This is a genomic window from Paenibacillus albicereus, from assembly GCF_012676905.1.
GTDB lineage: Bacteria > Bacillota > Bacilli > Paenibacillales > Paenibacillaceae > Paenibacillus_O > Paenibacillus_O albicereus.
In genome coordinates, this window is the sequence record NZ_CP051428.1 from 482,120 (window position 1) to 497,092 (window position 14,973).

Annotated in this window: 11 protein-coding genes and 1 pseudogene; 7 read left to right on the top strand and 5 right to left on the bottom strand. The window is 66.1% G+C overall.

All coding sequences use genetic code 11. The annotated features are described in order from the left end of the window. Nucleotides 1-20: 20 nt before the first annotated feature. The 3 genes and pseudogenes from HGI30_RS23100 to HGI30_RS23430 all read left to right on the top strand — a co-directional run. A pseudogene (locus HGI30_RS23100) lies at nucleotides 21-566 on the top strand (cupin domain-containing protein); the annotation flags it as partial. An 857-nt stretch (nucleotides 567-1,423) separates the two neighbouring features. Beyond that, the gene (locus HGI30_RS02120) at nucleotides 1,424-1,900 is read left to right on the top strand and encodes a GNAT family N-acetyltransferase (RefSeq protein ID WP_168906180.1); all 477 of its coding nucleotides are present in this window, start codon (nucleotides 1,424-1,426) and stop codon (nucleotides 1,898-1,900) included. Between the two features lie 611 nt (nucleotides 1,901-2,511). After that, nucleotides 2,512-2,643, top strand: a complete 132-nt coding sequence (locus HGI30_RS23430; RefSeq protein WP_268957824.1) for a hypothetical protein — start codon at nucleotides 2,512-2,514, stop codon at nucleotides 2,641-2,643. 197 nt (nucleotides 2,644-2,840) lie between these two features. Here the strand turns inward: HGI30_RS23430 and HGI30_RS02125 are convergent, their stop codons facing one another. Then, the gene (locus HGI30_RS02125; RefSeq protein WP_168906181.1) at nucleotides 2,841-6,815 is read right to left on the bottom strand and encodes a glycosyl hydrolase 53 family protein; all 3,975 of its coding nucleotides are present in this window, start codon (nucleotides 6,813-6,815) and stop codon (nucleotides 2,841-2,843) included. Between the two features lie 285 nt (nucleotides 6,816-7,100). Between HGI30_RS02125 and HGI30_RS23525 the strand changes: the two genes are divergently transcribed. Continuing rightward, nucleotides 7,101-7,184 (top strand): putative holin-like toxin, encoded by an 84-nt coding sequence (locus HGI30_RS23525; protein WP_328805272.1) that lies wholly within the window; start codon nucleotides 7,101-7,103, stop codon nucleotides 7,182-7,184. Between the two features lie 227 nt (nucleotides 7,185-7,411). On the opposite strand, the gene HGI30_RS02130 is transcribed toward HGI30_RS23525, so the two are convergent. Continuing rightward, nucleotides 7,412-9,058 carry a DNA-binding protein gene (locus HGI30_RS02130; protein WP_168906182.1) on the bottom strand — a complete coding sequence of 549 codons (1,647 nt, stop codon included), beginning with the start codon at nucleotides 9,056-9,058 and terminating at the stop codon, nucleotides 7,412-7,414. A 173-nt stretch (nucleotides 9,059-9,231) separates the two neighbouring features. Here HGI30_RS02130 and HGI30_RS02135 point away from each other — a divergent pair, with 173 nt between their 5' ends. The 3 genes from HGI30_RS02135 (at nucleotide 9,232) to hflX (ending at nucleotide 12,891) form a co-directional block, all read left to right on the top strand. After that, the gene (locus HGI30_RS02135) at nucleotides 9,232-9,786 is read left to right on the top strand and encodes an RNA polymerase sigma factor (RefSeq protein ID WP_168906183.1); all 555 of its coding nucleotides are present in this window, start codon (nucleotides 9,232-9,234) and stop codon (nucleotides 9,784-9,786) included. After that, nucleotides 9,776-10,984, top strand: a complete 1,209-nt coding sequence (locus tag HGI30_RS02140) for a DUF4871 domain-containing protein (protein ID WP_168906184.1) — start codon at nucleotides 9,776-9,778, stop codon at nucleotides 10,982-10,984. Before HGI30_RS02135 ends, HGI30_RS02140 begins: the two co-directional genes overlap by 11 nt. Nucleotides 10,985-11,586: 602 nt before the next feature. Continuing rightward, nucleotides 11,587-12,891 carry a GTPase HflX gene (gene hflX, locus HGI30_RS02145; RefSeq protein WP_168906185.1) on the top strand — a complete coding sequence of 435 codons (1,305 nt, stop codon included), beginning with the start codon at nucleotides 11,587-11,589 and terminating at the stop codon, nucleotides 12,889-12,891. Between the two features lie 318 nt (nucleotides 12,892-13,209). On the opposite strand, the gene HGI30_RS02150 is transcribed toward hflX, so the two are convergent. The 3 genes from HGI30_RS02150 to HGI30_RS02160 form a co-directional block, all read right to left on the bottom strand. Next, nucleotides 13,210-14,079, bottom strand: a complete 870-nt coding sequence (locus HGI30_RS02150) for an IS3 family transposase (RefSeq protein WP_168906186.1) — start codon at nucleotides 14,077-14,079, stop codon at nucleotides 13,210-13,212. Next, a complete protein-coding gene (locus HGI30_RS02155; RefSeq protein ID WP_168906187.1) occupies nucleotides 14,076-14,378 on the bottom strand; it encodes a transposase in 303 nt (100 codons plus the stop codon). Before HGI30_RS02155 ends, HGI30_RS02150 begins: the two co-directional genes overlap by 4 nt. A gap of 280 nt (nucleotides 14,379-14,658) precedes the next feature. Further along, entirely contained in the window at nucleotides 14,659-14,973 is a 315-nt protein-coding gene (locus tag HGI30_RS02160; protein WP_168906188.1) for a DMT family transporter, read from the bottom strand.

Here is a 14,973-nt window from a genome sequence, read left to right on the forward strand (position 1 = left end):
CATGGGGAAGGATGGGGAGCATGACCGTTTCGTACATGGACTACACGAGTCCCGATCTCAAGTTCTCGTTCGACATGAAGAAGAGCACGGCGTTCAGGACGAACGCGAGCAACTACATCAACATTCTCGGCTACAAGCAGCTGCCGACGCTCGGCTCGGCCTCGCTGTTGGACATCTTCCTGAGCCGGGGCCACTATGTGGAGCCCCACTACCATCAGAACGCCTCGGAGCTCGTCTACCTGATCTCGGGCTCGGCGATCGTCAGCATGATCAATCCGTTCACGAATCAGCTGCTCAGCATCCCGATTACGCCGCAGGAGGTCGTCATCGTGCCCCAGGGCTGGTGGCATTACGAGGAGGCGACTTCCGACGGCACGCATATCCTGGCGATCTTCGACGCGCCGACGCCGCAGGTCATCCTCGGCTCCGACATCCTGCGCCTGACGCCGGCCAAGGTGTTCGCCCAGACCTACTGCCTCGACGAGGCGAAATGGAAGGAAGCGATCTCGCCGATCAAGCAGACGGTCGCGATCGGGCCGCTCGACAGCTGCAAGCAATCGCGCGACGGCGGGACGGAGGAGCAGGGGGCGGAGGAGCTGAAGGATGCGCCGAACGTCGGCGCGATCTCCGCGTACCGGACCGCTCCCTCCTGGGCCGGCACCGGCGTGTCGGGACAGCCGGCCTATGTGTACGGCCAGTCGCCGTTCCAGGCGCAGCCGCCGTACGGCCAAGGCCCGGCTTATGCGCAGGCGGGCGCGGCGCAGCCGGCCGCGCCTGCGGCCGCTCGGCCGTATGCGCCGCAAGCGGCGGCCTACTATGCCGGCTACGGGCAGCCGCAGGGCTGGGCGTATGCGCCGCAAGGCTACGGCGCGCCTGCCGCGTACGCGCCGCAGAGCTACGGCTCGCCGCAGGCGTATCCGCCGCAGGCGCCCGGCAGCGGCTGGCGCTGAGCGGAGCGGCCCGGCAGGGCGCGCTGGCCGCGCCAGTCGCCGCTGCGCCAATCACTGCAGGGCCAATCACCGCCGGGCCAATCACTGTCGCGCCGATCACCGCCGGGCCGATCACCGCCGGGCCAATCACCGCCGGGCCAATCACCGCCGGGCCAATCACTGTCGCGCCAGACGACACCGCGACTGTCGCCGCAGCATGGGCATAGCCCGCCGCAGCGGCGGGCGGAGAAGAGAAGCCTCGCTGCAGCGCGTTCCGCGCGCAACGGCCTTGCTGCCAAGCCGGTCCCTCAGGGGACCGGCTTTTTTTTGACGTACGGAGCCGGCAAGCGGTTCGTCCCGACAGTCTCCTGCCCGGAAATTCCGATCGGATAGCTCTAGGCACGGCCGGATTCCTCGATATACTGGAAGATATGGGAACGGGAACCGATCTGCAAGATCGGACGCCCGCGATCGAACCAGGAGGAGGAACGCGGATGATCGAGCAAGCCAGACAGGAGGACCTGCCGGAAATCCTCACGCTGCAGAGGCTCGCCTACTTGAGCGAGGCCGCTCTCTATGACGGCATGGCGATCCCACCGCTGACGCAGACGCTGGAGGAGCTGGAGCGGGATCATCAGGAGGGCATCGTGCTGATCGCGGTGGAAGACGGCGGCATCGTCGGCTCGGTCCGTGCCGAGCGGGACGGGGACTGCGTGCGCATCGGCAAGCTGATCGTGCATCCGTCGGCGCAGAACCGCGGGATCGGCACTCGGCTGATGGAGGCGGCGGAGCGGCTGTGGCCCGATGCGGCGCGCGCGGAGCTGTTCACCGGCCATCGCAGCGAGAAGAACCTGGCGTTCCACCGCAAGCTCGGCTACGTGACGTTCGACGAGCGGCGCGTCGACGAGCGGCTGACGCTCATTTACATGGAGAAGCGGCTGTCCCAAGGGGATCGGCAGGATGCGGAGTAACGAGACGAGGGCGGCAGCTAAAAAGCGGGACATGGCAAACAAGACCGTCAGCGGCCGATGCCGCTGACGGTCTTGTTGATGGAGCGGGCCGACAGCCTCCAGACTGCTTCCGGCACGAGGAGTCTGTGATCTAACGACTCCCCAGACGCTTAGACGCCGGTTTTTCCGCTCTCAGACTCGCTTACGACTCCTCAACTTGTTAGAAGCCGCAAACAGCGGGATTTATGCGAGTACGCTGCCTTTTTTCAACGCTAAGCTTCCCGCAAGTCGTTAGAATTCGGCGATGGCTCATTCTGGCCGTCTAAGGAGCTGATTCGTCGTTAGCCTTTGTAGAGCCGGCCACCCTGTGCCTCTTCCGGCACCTTTGCGTTAACCCTACACGCTCGACGGCTGCAGGCCCTCTCCCATCCTGTCGTGAGGTTGCGCGCAACCGAGCGTGCGTGTTGGATCGGGAAGAGGACGGGATATGAACGGCGCTTGAACCGAGAAGTCGCCTGGATGTGAGCGCCGCCGGAACGGGGAGCGGCATGGAGGCAAGTGATAGCGGAACTGAGAAGCAGCTCGGAAGCCGACGACGCCGGAACCGGGGAGCGGCATGGAGGCAAGTGATAGTGGAACTGAGAAGCAGCCGGGAGCGGACGACGCCGGAATCGGGGAGCGGCCCGGTGGCGAGTGTTAGTGGAACCGAGAAGCAGCCTGGAGCGGACGACGCCGGAACCGGGGAGCGGCCTGAAGGCAAGTGATAGTGGAACCGAGAAGCAGCCTGGAGCGGACGACGCCGGAACCGGAAAGCAGCCGGGAGGAGAGCGGACGATGCCGGAACCGAGAAACAGCTCAGGACCGCGCCAACGTCTGCAGCGCGGCCGGAGCTTGCCGCCAAGCTTGCGGGGGAGGCGGTTTCGCGCTTGCTAGGCTTGCGGGCGAGGCGGACTCGCGCTTGCTAGGCTTGCAGCCGCTTCAGCAGCCGCTGCACCGCGACAGCGGCTTCGGCGCGGGTAAGCTCCGCCTGGGGCCGGAACGTGCCGGCCGCATCGCCTTGCAGCAGGCCGGCTTCGTAAGCGGCGGCGACGGACGGCGCGGCCCAGGCCGCGATCGCGGCGGCATCGGCCGCAGCCGGCCGGCTCCCGGCAGCCGCCTCGAGCGGCTTGCCCGCCGCAGCGGCGGCGCGGACGAGCATGGCCGCCAGCTGCTCGCGGCTCAGCGGCGCTGTCGGCGCGGCGCTGCCGTCCGCCTGGCCGCGGAGGATGCCTGCGTCCTTGGCGGACGCTACGGCATCGGCGTACCAGGCGCCCGGGGCGACGTCGGCAAAGCCGGTCGCGGCGCTGCCGGAGGCGCCAAGGCCAAGCGCCCGGACGAGCATGGCCGCCAGCTCCGCGCGGTTGACGGACTGGCCGGGCAGGAAGCCAGCCTCGCCGGCGCCTTGCACGATGCCTTTGGCCGACAGGCTGGCGATGTCCGCCTGGGCCCAGTGGCCAGCCGGCACGTCGGCGTAAGCGACGCTCAGCTCCAGTACGGCGTAGCGTCCGGCCGAGAGCGCTTCGGCGCTCCATTCGCCGCCCGCAAGCCGGGAGCCGAGCTGGTAGATGGGCGCGCCTTCCTCGCTCAAGCGGAAGATGCCGGAGCGCTCCGCGTCGGAGCCGCTCGCCGCGCTCAGCTTGAGCCGGATGGCAGCCTCCTCGAGCGGCAGCTCCCGGCCGTCCGCGGCGACATAGCCGACGGCGAGCTCGATCGCGCCGCCTGCGGCGGCATACGCTCGGCGGCCCGGCTGCTGCAGCCGCTGCAGCTGCTTCTCCACGCCGCCCGCTGCGCTGAGGCGGATCGACAGCGGGCCGTCGCCGGCTTGCCGCCACAGCTTGCGCAGCTCATCGCCGGACAGCTCGGCGCTCAGGCCGGGCAGCTCGATGCGGAGTCCGGCGGACAGCCGCTCCTTCAGCTCGGCGCCGAGGCGGACGGTCGCCGCTCCGTCCAGCTTGAGGACGGCAGCCTCGCCGGCATCGCCGACCAGCTGGCCCGGCGCCACGGCGACGATGCCGCTGCTGGCGCCCGGCGTCGGCGTGGCGGAGGCGCTCGGAGCCGGTGTAGCGCTCGGAGCCGGAGTCTTCTCCGGCGCCGGCGTCGGCGTGCCCGGAGGCTCGCTCGTAGCCGGAGGCTCGCCCGTGCCCGGAGGCACGCCCGTGGCCGGAGGCTGCCCCGTAGCCGGAGGCTCGCCCGTAGCCGGAGGCTCGCCCGTAGCCGGAGGCTGCCCCGTAGCCGGAGGCTGCCCCGTAGCCGGAGGCTCGCCCGTAGCTGGGGGCTCGCCCGTGGCCGGAGGCTCGCCCGTAGCCGGGGGCGAGCCCGTAGCCGGAGGCTCGCCTGTAGCCGGAGGCTCGCCTGTAGCCGGAGGCTCGCCTGTAGCCGGAGGCTCGCCCGTAGCCGGAGGCTCGCCCGTAGCCGGAGGCACGCTCGTGCCCGGAGGCTCGCCCGTAGCCGGGGGCTCGCCCGTAGCCGGAGGCTCGCCCGTGGCCGGAGGCTCGCCCGTGGCCGGAGGCTCGCCCGTAGCCGGAGGCTCGCCCGTGGCCGGAGGCTCGCCCGTGGCCGGAGGCTCGCCCGTGGCTGGAGGCTCGCCCGTAGCCGGAGGCTCGCCCGTGCCCGGCAGGTCGCCGGTCCGCGTCAGCCGGATGTCGTCGAAGTAGCCCCAGGCCGCGCCGGGCGCCTCGACGTCGAAGCCGATCGTCACCTGGCCGTTCCCGACTTCGATGCCGCTGACGTTGTATTCCTTCCACACGTTCCACCCGGCATTGGCCATGTCCGTGCTCCAGCGCGAGCCGATGCCCGTCTCGGCGTAGAGCTGCAGCTTCGTCTCGCCGCCTGCGCCGGATGCGGCGGCCGTGAGCTCGTACACGCCTTTCGGCAGCCCGCTCACGATCTGCGTCAGCGAGAAGCGGTACGGATCGCCATGCCAGTAGTTGAACGCATGCGTGCCGGCATGGGCATTGGCGGCATTGTTCTCCACCTTGCCCGCGCCGGCCGTGCCGCCGAGCGTCCAGCCGGTCAGGTCGCCGCTCTCGAAGCCGGGGTTCTGCACGGGGTTCGTCTCCGGCGCCTTCACCAGCTCGAAGTCGTCCAGATACCCCCACGTGCCGCCCGGAGCCTCGACGTCGAAGCCGACCGTCACTTGTCCGTTCGTCACCTCGATCTCCTCGACGGCGTACGGCTTCCAGACGTTCCAGCCCGTATTGACGGCATCCGCGCCGAGCGGATCGCCCCCGTGCCCTTCCGCGAACAGCCGCAGCTTCGCCTCGCCGCCGCCGCCCGACGCCCAGGCGCTGAGGCGGTACATGCCGTTTTCCAGCCCCGTCACCGTCTGGCTGATGCGGTAGCCGTAGTCCGAGCCATGATAATAGTTGACGGAATGCCCGCCGCCATGCGCGTTGCCCGCTTCATTCGACAGCTTGGCCGCGCCCTCGGTGCCGGTCAGCGTCCAGCCGGCCAGCCCCCCTTGCTCGAAGCCCGGATTCGTCAAAAGGTTCGGGTTGTCGACGACCTTCACCTGCACGACAGCCCGCATGGACGCGTCCACGCCCGCGACAGTGCCGCGCACCTCGTACGTCCCCGGCACCTCCCACTGGCCCGGATCCGCCGGCTCGTCCCAGACGACCGCCCGCTGCTCGATGCTGCCTTCGCTGAGCAGCACGTCGGCCTCGGCCGGCAGCTCCGGCGCGGAGCCGGCGCTTGCGGTCACGTCCAGAGAGCGGTACACGAGCAGCGGCTTGATGTCGTCCCCGTCGCCCGGCACGAACCGGAACGCATTCAGCGAATCCAGGGCATTGCCGTCGAAGTCGAACATCGCCTGGTTCTCCCACGCATTGCCCTCGCCGGCTTTCCAGCCGACACCCGCCAGCCAGGCCGGCTCCCAGTAGAAGACGCCGAGCCCTTTGCCGCCCTGCACATGGGCGACCGTGTTCAGGATGAGCTCGGTGACGAGCTTCTGGCTCGCGACGCTCGCCTCGAAGCCGGTCAGCGTCGCTTGCGCCTCGCCGGCGATGTTGCCGTGTCCGTCCGCATCCTCGAGCGTGTACGGGTAGGCCGTCTCCGCGATGACGACTTCCTTGCCGTAGCGGGCCGCCAGATCGTCCATATTGCTCTTGAGCTCTTGGAACGTGCCGTGCCAGTATGGATAATAGGACAGCCCGATGACGTCGTAGTCGATGCCCTGCAGCCGCGCCTGGTCGAAAAACGTCCGGAACTTCGCGTTGCTGCCGCCTTCGGCCAGATGCAGCATGATCTTCGTCTCGTGTCCGGCCGGCGTCGTCTCGCGCACCGCGCGCACGCCCTCGGACAGCAGCTGCGCGAGCTGCGCGAAGCGGCCGGTCGAGCCGTCCGGCAGCAGGATGCCGGAGTTGATCTCGTTGCCGATCTGCACCATGTCCGGGTAGGCGCCCTCGGCGAGCAGCTCGTCCATCACCTCGCGGGTGTAGCCGTAGACCGCCGTCTTGAGCTCCTCGAAGCCGAGCGAAGCCCAGGCGGCAGGCTTGACCTGCTGGCCGGGGTCCGCCCAGAAGTCGCTGTAATGGAAGTCGACGAGCAGGCCCATGCCGGCGGCCTTCACCCGCTTGGCCATCTCGATGAGATGGGCCTTGTCGTTGTAGCCGTCCGCTTGGACGGGATCGTTCCACAGGCGCAGGCGCACGTAGTTGACGCCATGCTCCTTGAGGATCGCGAGCAGGTCGCGCTCGGTCCCTCCGTCATAGAATCGGACGCCCTTGTCCTCGAGCGCTTGCAGCGTGGAGATGTCTACGCCTTTGATGAAGCCGTCCCGGTCGGACGAAGCGGCCGCCTCGACGGCCGATCCTCCTGCCGGCAGGCCGAGTCCGGCCAGTCCGACGACGAGCGCCAGCACGGCGGCGCCGAGTCGGCGCAGCAGCTTGGTATGCACGATGATTCCCCCTTGTTCCGTTCTCCCTTCTATTGTAGGGAAGAGATGAAAGCGCCCCCATTCAGCGGGCCAACAAAAAGGGATACACTTTCAACGATGCGGGGCGGAAGGCGCACGGCGATTCTCGCGGGCGATGCGGCTCCGCTGCCGGAAAGCAAAAAAAATCCAGCGGCGGCCGTTTTTTCGGCTCCGCTGAATCATAAATTTTGGTATAGTTGGAACAAGAAATGTGCATAGGCTTTAAGGGCGGTGGGCAGCTCTTCCGAAAGAAAGGAGGTGCTGCCCATGACAGTGTTCCAAGCAATATCCCTGATGATTATGTTCGGGATGTTCCTGCTGGCGCTGCTCACCTACTTGAAAAAGAAGTAGACCGCCCCACACCCCACAAAGGTTAGGCGGTCTAATTCGCTGCTCTGCCATTTGACGGGATGCAAGCCGCCGCTCTTCAAGCGGAAGCCATTTCCCGGAGGTCTCGGTGCTACAACACCGAGACCTCTTTCTTATTCATAAGCATAGCATACCCGAAATATACCATCAAGAAGCGAAAAGGAATGGACAAGCAAATCGAGTGTCATGCTTCTTCCCGGTATCCGCGCCTAGCTGCCGAGCGTGACGGACATCGTGCTCAGGTTGGTGCTGTTCTGCCGCAGGCGCAGGCTGGCCGCGCCGCTCGAGCCCGACTTGATGCGGACGGTGAGCGCCTTGGAGGCGTTGCCGCTGCTGTCGGCCGTCAGGCTGAACGACGAGCTGTAGCCGTAGGCGGTCGGCCAGCTGCCGTCGGCGTTCTGCACCTGGGCGATCTGCGTGCCGCCGGAGGTCAGATAGATGCCGACGTTGTAGCCGCTGGTCGTGCCGTTCGGCGTCAAGCCGCTCGCTTTGACCGTGATCTGGAACGACGTGCCGTTGCTCGGCAGCGTCGCCGGCGTCACGAAGCTGTAGCTGAGCACGCCCGGCGTCGGAGTCGGCGACGCCGTCGGCGAAGCGGTCGGCGTCGGGGTCGGAGTCGCGGTCGGAGCCGGTGTCGGCGACGAGGCGCCGTAGCCGTAGGAGCCGGTCTTGAACGTGGACGAGTCGTACCACTTGTAGCCGGCGTTCGGCGCGGCCCATGGCTCGGCCTGCGGTTCGGTCGAGGAGGCCGGATTTTCAAAGGCGAGCAGCGGCGTCGGGCTGTCGAGCGTCAGCCCGCTCACCTGCGACAGGCTCGTGTAGCTTTCCGGCACGGCCAGCCAGTTCACCAGGTTGACGAGCAGCGTGTCGTCGTCGACCTCCTTGAAGCCGTCGTACGTCGTTTTGGTCGCGCCGGTGTCCTCGCGCTTGTATTTCGGCGTCGCGTCCTCGACGGGGGAGGAGTCGCCGATGAATGCTGCCTTGCCCGCGCCTTTTTTGGCGACGGCGACATACGGCCCTTCGGCGACGCCGCCTCCGGCGTAGACGCCCTGATCGACGGCGTTGCCCCACTTGGCGGACGTCTGCGGCAGGTAGACGATGCCCTTGGCCTTGGCCGGGTCGATGATCGCGAGCGTGGACCCGGCGTGCATCGCCACGGAGGAGACGCCCTGCGTGATGCCGAAGGCTTGGCTCGGCGCGACGATCTGCGTCGCGTTCACGTCCCCAAGCGCGTTGTAGCGGAAGCGCACGCCGAAGTTCGTCGCGAGCCAGTCGGAGCTGACGACGCCCTGCATGGCGGGGGATGCGGCTTCCTCTGCGCTCATGCCCTTGGTTGGATTCGTCCAGGCTCCGCGGCGGTAGCCGTTGATGGACTCGCTGCCGTCCCAGCGGTTCTTGTTGCGGTCCGCGTTGTAATGGTCGCCGATGAAGAAGATGCTGCCGCCGTTCTGCACGTACTGCGCCATCGCCGCCTGCTCCGATGCCTTGAACGGCACGTTCGGCTCCGCCGTGATGAACACGTGGTACGGCGTCAGGTCGGAGAGGACGATCGGCGACGTCTTGCGCAGCTCCTTGACGTCGAAGCCGGCGGACGCGAGTCCATTGGCGAAGTCCGAGAAGCCGCCGTCGATGACCCAGTCCGCCGCGCCGGCCGTCTGGGCATGCGTGTTGTCGAACAGGATCTTCTTGCCGGCGTTGCCGTTGACGACCTTGGCGGCGATGGACGGCGCGGGGTCCGACGGCCCCTCCGCATAGGCGCGGGAGCCTCCGGGCTGCGCCAGCGGGGCAGGCAGCAGGAGGGCGGCCGCGACGGCCGCTCCGAGCAGGCGTTTCTTCCATGACGAAGCTGGTTTCATAACTCGTCCCCTTTCGATGGGCGCGGAATCTTCTTCCATTCCGGCTGAGACTACTATAAGGCGAGAGGAGGGAGTTCGGATAGAGGGATGTGAGGGGCATGTCCGTCTTATTTTTGTAAAGGCCGGAAGGGAACCTTTTCTGCTTTCTCCGGTCTTATAGGGGAGGTGAGGGGATGAGGGGAAAGCTGGATTATTTGCAGCATCTCGGGGAGGGCTATGACCGCGGGGCCGTGCTGGAGCAGCTGATGGAGCGGTTCGGCGGGGACGTGTGGCGCTTCGCCTTCTTTTTGACCGGAAGCCGGGAGGCGGCGGACGACGTGTCGCAGGAGACGTTCCTCGCGGCTTACCGGTCGCTCTACTCGTTCCGGGGCGGGGAGGCTTCGGCCAAAAGCTGGCTGCTGAAGATCACGCGCAACAAGGCGCTGCATCAGCTGCAGGGAGCGTTCCGCCGCCGGGTCCGGCTCACGGGACGGCCGCCGGCTTCCGGGGCGGAGCCGGCGGCGGAGCAGATCCATTTCGCCCGGGCCGAGCGGGCGGAGCTGTGGACGGCCGTGCTGGCGCTGCCGCTCAAGCTGAAGGAAGCGCTGCTGCTGGACTTTCACTATGGCATGAGCCTGCGCGAGATCGCGGAGCTGACCGGCGTGCCGGAGGGCACCGTCAAGTCGAGGATTCATCGGGCGAAAAAGAAGCTGCGGGCTCAGTTGGGGGGAATGGACGATGGACGATAGGCGGTTGAGAGAAGCGCTGCAGGAGCTGCCGCTGGCGGGACCCGAGTTCCGGCCGGAGCTGAAGGCGCTCGTGCGGAGGCGGGCGGCGGCGGAAGGCGGCCAGGTGGGGGGGCGAAGGCCGGACCCGGAACGGACGGATTTGGAAGGCGTTCGTCCGGCCAGAGGCGGCCCGGCGGACGCGGCCGGCGAGCATCATCCGGGACGGACCGTGCCGGATGCGGCCAGGAGCGGCTCCGCAGACCAGGGCGGCGCGCGGCCGGACAGGGGCTGCCCGGCCGATCGGGCGGGCTCGTCCGCGCTGGAGCCGGTCCCTCGGCGGGCCAGCCGACCGCTCCGCGGCCGGAGCCGCCTGCGCTGGCTCGTGGGCTCGGCGGTGGCGCTGGTCCTGCTGGCGGCGCTGCTGCCGCCGGACTTGTGGCGCGGGCAGTCGCCCGCTGCTTCCGTTGCCGTAGAGAGGCTGGCGTACGAGCGGGACGGCAAGGTCGTGCTGCAAGCTTTTCCCGAAGGGAACGGGCTGAAGGCTGGCCTGCGGCAGGGCCTCCTGCTCGTGTTCGACGAGCCGACGTCCGCTCATCGGGGCGAAGAGGTGACCGTGACGGCCGTGCACGAGGCGACGGGGGCGAGGGAGACGATCGCCGATGCGCTTGTCGGAGAAGCCGGGCCGGACAGCCAGCCGCTGGAGCGCTTCGGAGCGAGCTTCGTCCTTCCCTATGGCGGCATGTGGCGGGTGGAGGCGACGCTTGACGGGACCTTCTACGGCGACGTCGTGCTGGCTGCGGCCGAGCCTGAGCCGGCGGAGAGCCCGTTGTTCCTGTCCAGGACGTATTCGTCCGAGACGCAGTCGTACTCCACGCAGCCGATGCGGGGCGAGGAGGGGCGGGTCGGCATCCTGGACGTCGCGTTCACGGCAGGGAGGAGCCAGAAGGTCATGTGGCATTTCTGGGAAAGGAACTTCGGCGAGCTGGACGGCGAATTCGTCGTCCGGGCCGTTCGACCGGGAAGCGCCGAGCCCCTCGACGTTTATCCGCAGGTCGGTCCGCCGCCTCGACTCGGCGGCCCGCTGAGCGGCGCGGACCGCCATCTGCCGACCGGCATCGCGCTGCCGGAGCCGGGGCTGTGGCGGCTGCTTCCGTACGTGGACGGCCGGCTGATCGGCTCGATCGTCGTCCGCGCGCAGGAGGCGTCGGCTGCGGAGTGAGCGCCCCCGGCAGGGGACACTCGCGTCGGCTGCCCCGGCGGATAACTCCCCCGCTTGACGACCAGACTAGAGTGGTAAAGTTCTCCTATAGTCATGTGGAGCGCTTGCGGGACGGAAAGCGGCTGTGCTACACTCGTAGCAATCAAGCGCGAAAGCCGTCCGCGGGCCGTCAGGCCCCAGCCGGGCGGCTCGCGATCGAACGGAGGGTTACGTGTGATTCATTCGATTCGGATCCGCACGGTGCGTCGCTAATTGAATAGCGCCCATGTTCTGCCTTTGTGCAGGGATCTCGAATCGTGGATGAATCCACGGTCATAGCTTTGACGCGCCTCTTTCGCGCCTCCCCGTTTCTTCGTCGGCTTCGGCCTTCAGGAGCGGGGCGGCGACGAGGTCGCCTCTTCCGTCCGCGGAGGACTCCATCTGTCCGGCCGGAGAGCGGCGCGGCGGCATGCTGCCGTCCGCGCTCCCTCCGGGCGCCGCTGCCATGCGGCGGCGCGGACGGAAGACGAAGCCGATCCATTCTGCATAACTGCGAACACGGGCCGCTAGGTCCGTGTTTTTTCATACCTGAATTTCCCCAAGACAGAGAGGATGATCCCGATATGACACATTCCAACCAACACCCCCGCGAGCGCGCGATTCTCGTCGGCGTGCACGAGCAGAACAACCACCAGTTCGCCTACTCCATGCAGGAGCTGCAAGGGCTGGCCGAAGCCTGCAACATCGAGGTCGTGGCCGAGCTGACGCAAAAGGCGGAGCGCATCCACAGCACGCACTACCTCGGCTCCGGCAAGCTCGAGGAGCTGGCGGCGCTCATGGAGGCGTACGATTCTCCGACCGTCATCTGCAACGACGAGCTGTCGCCTTCGCAGATCCGCAACCTCGAGGCCGCGGTCAAGACGAAGGTCATCGACCGCACGATCGTCATCCTCGACATCTTCGCCGAGCGGGCGCAGACGAAGGAAGCTCAGCTGCAGGTCGAGGTCGCGCGCCTGAACTACATGCTGCCGCGCCTCGTCGGCTTGCGCGAGTCGCTCGGCCGCCAAGGCGGCGGAGGCGGAGCCGGCCTGCGCAACCGCGGCGCGGGCGAGACCAAGCTGGAGCTGGACCGCCGCCGCATCGAGGAGCGCATCCACCTGCTGGAGACGGAGCTCGAGAAGCTCGTCCACCAGCGGCAGGTGCAGCGCAAGCGCCGCAAGAAGAACGAGATTCCCGTGCTGGCGCTCGTCGGCTATACCAACGCCGGCAAGTCGACGCTGCTGAACGCGCTCGTCGATACGTTCCACCCCGACTCCGGCAAGAACGTGCTCGCCAAAGACATGCTGTTCGCCACGCTGGAGACGTCGGTGCGCAGCATCGAGCTGCCGGATCGCAAGTCATTCCTGCTGACCGATACGGTCGGCTTCGTCAGCGGGCTGCCCCATCATCTCATCAAGGCGTTCCGCTCGACGCTGGAGGAGGTCGCCGAGGCCGACCTGCTCGTGCATGTCGTCGACTCCTCCAACCCGGAGTTCAAGCAGCAGATCGAGGTCACCGAGCAGACGCTCAAGGAGCTCGGCGCGGACGGCATCCCGATGCTGTACGCCTTCAACAAGGCGGATCTCGCCGGCCAGAGCTACCCGCGCGTGGAGCAGGACCGGGTGTACCTGTCCGCCTACAAGCGCGAGGGCGTCGACGAGCTCGTCGCGCAGATCCGCAAGCAGATTTTCCGCGATTACATCGCCGCCGAGGTCGTCGTGCCCTTCGACCAGGGAGCTTGGGTGTCGTTCTTCAACGAGCATGCCCACGTGCAGGAGACGGAGTACGAGGAGGCCGGCACGCGCCTCAAGCTCGAGGTGCGCGAGGCGGATCTGAACCGCTTCTATCAGGAGACAGGCGCGGAGCGGCAGCCGGCGGCTCGGGAGTAAGGCGGGCATCCGGTCGAGAAGGCGCGGTTCGGGCGGAAGGCCGGAGCGATGGAACCAAGGCACAAACGTGCCTTGAATGGTCCCAAGTGCGGCCGTAGCGATGGATCCAAGGCACAAACGTGCCTTGGATGGTCCGGAGTGCGGCCGGAGCGATGAATCCAAGACACAAACGTGCCTTGGATGGTCCGGAGTGCGGCCGTAGCGATGGAACCAAGGCACAAACGTGCCTTGGTTGAGCCGGATTACGGCCGTAGCGATGGAACCAAGGCACAAATGGACCTCTGTCAAGAAAGTGGACACCTTAGTAACGGACGGAGTTCAGGCAGTCCCGTCGAATTCAGCCGCGAATCGCACGGGGGACAGATAACCAAGCGAGCCGTGGATTCGCTTGCGGTTGTAAAAGAATTCAATGTAGCGGTACATGTCTTGCGAGGCTTGCTTTCGGGTCAAGAATCGCGTGCAATAGACGAGTTCTTTTTTGAGAATGCTGTGGAACGATTCCATGCTCGCATTGTCATAGCAGTTGCCTCTGCGGCTCATGCTGGCGGTCATGCCGTACTGCTCCAGCTGGCTTCGGTAGGCTTCCGAGGCGTACTGACTGCCTCGGTCCGAATGGTGCACCAGACCAGCAGGCGGCCCCTTGCTCGCGTAGGCTTTCTCCAGCGCATCCAAAACAAGCTCAGCTTTCATATGGCCTGCAAGCGTCCAGCCGACAATCTCACGGGTGCACAAATCCATGACGCTCGCTAAATACAATCGCCCTTCCCGACAAGGAATGTAGGTGATATCTGCCACCCATACTTGGTTCGGCAGTTCGACGTCGAACTGCTGGTTCAGGAGATTCGGAGCGATGGGCTGGTCATGATTCGAGTCGGTCGTCGACACCCGGAAACGGCCAGAAACGCAAGCGCGAAGCTTCATTTCGGCCATGTAGAGACTGACGGTACGTTCGGAAATGGCGTATCCCTCTCGCCGGAGCAGCACGGTGAGCTTCGGGGCTCCATACCGCCGCTGGGCATCATGAAAGTGGAACCGAATCCGTTCTTGGATGTCCGCTTTAAGCCGTGCCCGGGCGCTGGGAAGCGCCTGGCTCCATTTGTAGAATCCGCTCCGCGACACTTGCATGACCTTGCACAACTTCTTCAACGGAAAATCGGAGCGGGAGTCCTCTATGAACTGAAATCTCATTTCCGTGGATTGCTGAAGATGTGCACCGCCTTTTTTACGATGGCCAGCTCTTCTTCCATCTCGCTGATCTGGCGTTCCTTCGCTTTGAGCTGTGCTTTCAGCTCCCGGATCAGCTCGGCGTTGTTCACCGGTTCATTCTCGAATTCCCGATACTGAGCCAGCCACTGATGCAACGTGCTCTTGGGAATGTTCAGTTCTTCGGCAATGTCTCCCAGCGACTTGGTCTGTTCTTGAATGAACTTTACGGTTTCTTTCTTGAACTCTTCGTTGTAATGCTGACGCCTACGTTCCTCTGTCATGAGAACACCTCCACATACGGTCATTATTGTCTGTCCGTTAGAGGGTGTCCACTTTTTATTCTAGTTGCAAAACGTGCCTTGGATGAGCGGATTTCGACTCGGTTCCAATTAAAGAAGCGTCCAGCTCCTTCTCGATGAAGGGGGCGGGACGCTTTTTTTAGGCTTAGAAAAACAGCTGGAAGTCGAAGTCGTATCCAAGCTCGCCGCAATGCTCGAGGCTATGCTTGAACGCTACACTCTCGCGCGTGTCATACGGTCCTTCTCTCCCTCGCGTACCCGCTTACCCGAGCGCCTTCAGGCCGACGGCCGCGCCGAGCACAAGCGTGATGCAGAGGATGCGCAGGACGCTGCGCGACTCGCCGAAGAACAGCATGCCGACGATCGCTCCGCCGGCCGCTCCGATGCCGGTCCAGACCGCATAGGCGGTGCCCATCGGCAGGTCGCGCATCGCCAGGCTGAGCAGCAGGAAGCTGAGCAGGAAGCCGGCGGCCAGCAAGGCGAAGTTCGCGAAGCTGCGGCGTTCGTTGAGCCGGTTCATCATCGTCACGCCGAACACCTCGCACAGCCCTGCGCCGATCAGATACACCCAGGCCAT

Bases quoted from the DNA above. Each gene is read 5' to 3' on its own strand.
- HGI30_RS02120 (WP_168906180.1), top strand. From the start codon at position 1,424: ATGATCGAGCAAGCCAGACAGGAGGACCTGCCGGAAATCCTCACGCTG.
- HGI30_RS23525 (WP_328805272.1), top strand. From the start codon at position 7,101: ATGACAGTGTTCCAAGCAATATCCCTGATGATTATGTTCGGGATGTTC.
- HGI30_RS02130 (WP_168906182.1), bottom strand. From the start codon at position 9,058: ATGAAACCAGCTTCGTCATGGAAGAAACGCCTGCTCGGAGCGGCCGTC.
- HGI30_RS02135 (WP_168906183.1), top strand. From the start codon at position 9,232: ATGAGGGGAAAGCTGGATTATTTGCAGCATCTCGGGGAGGGCTATGAC.
- HGI30_RS02140 (WP_168906184.1), top strand. From the start codon at position 9,776: ATGGACGATAGGCGGTTGAGAGAAGCGCTGCAGGAGCTGCCGCTGGCG.
- hflX (WP_168906185.1), top strand. From the start codon at position 11,587: ATGACACATTCCAACCAACACCCCCGCGAGCGCGCGATTCTCGTCGGC.
- HGI30_RS02150 (WP_168906186.1), bottom strand. From the start codon at position 14,079: ATGAGATTTCAGTTCATAGAGGACTCCCGCTCCGATTTTCCGTTGAAG.
- HGI30_RS02155 (WP_168906187.1), bottom strand. From the start codon at position 14,378: ATGACAGAGGAACGTAGGCGTCAGCATTACAACGAAGAGTTCAAGAAA.
- HGI30_RS02160 (WP_168906188.1), bottom strand. From the start codon at position 14,973: ATGGCCTGGGTGTATCTGATCGGCGCAGGGCTGTGCGAGGTGTTCGGC.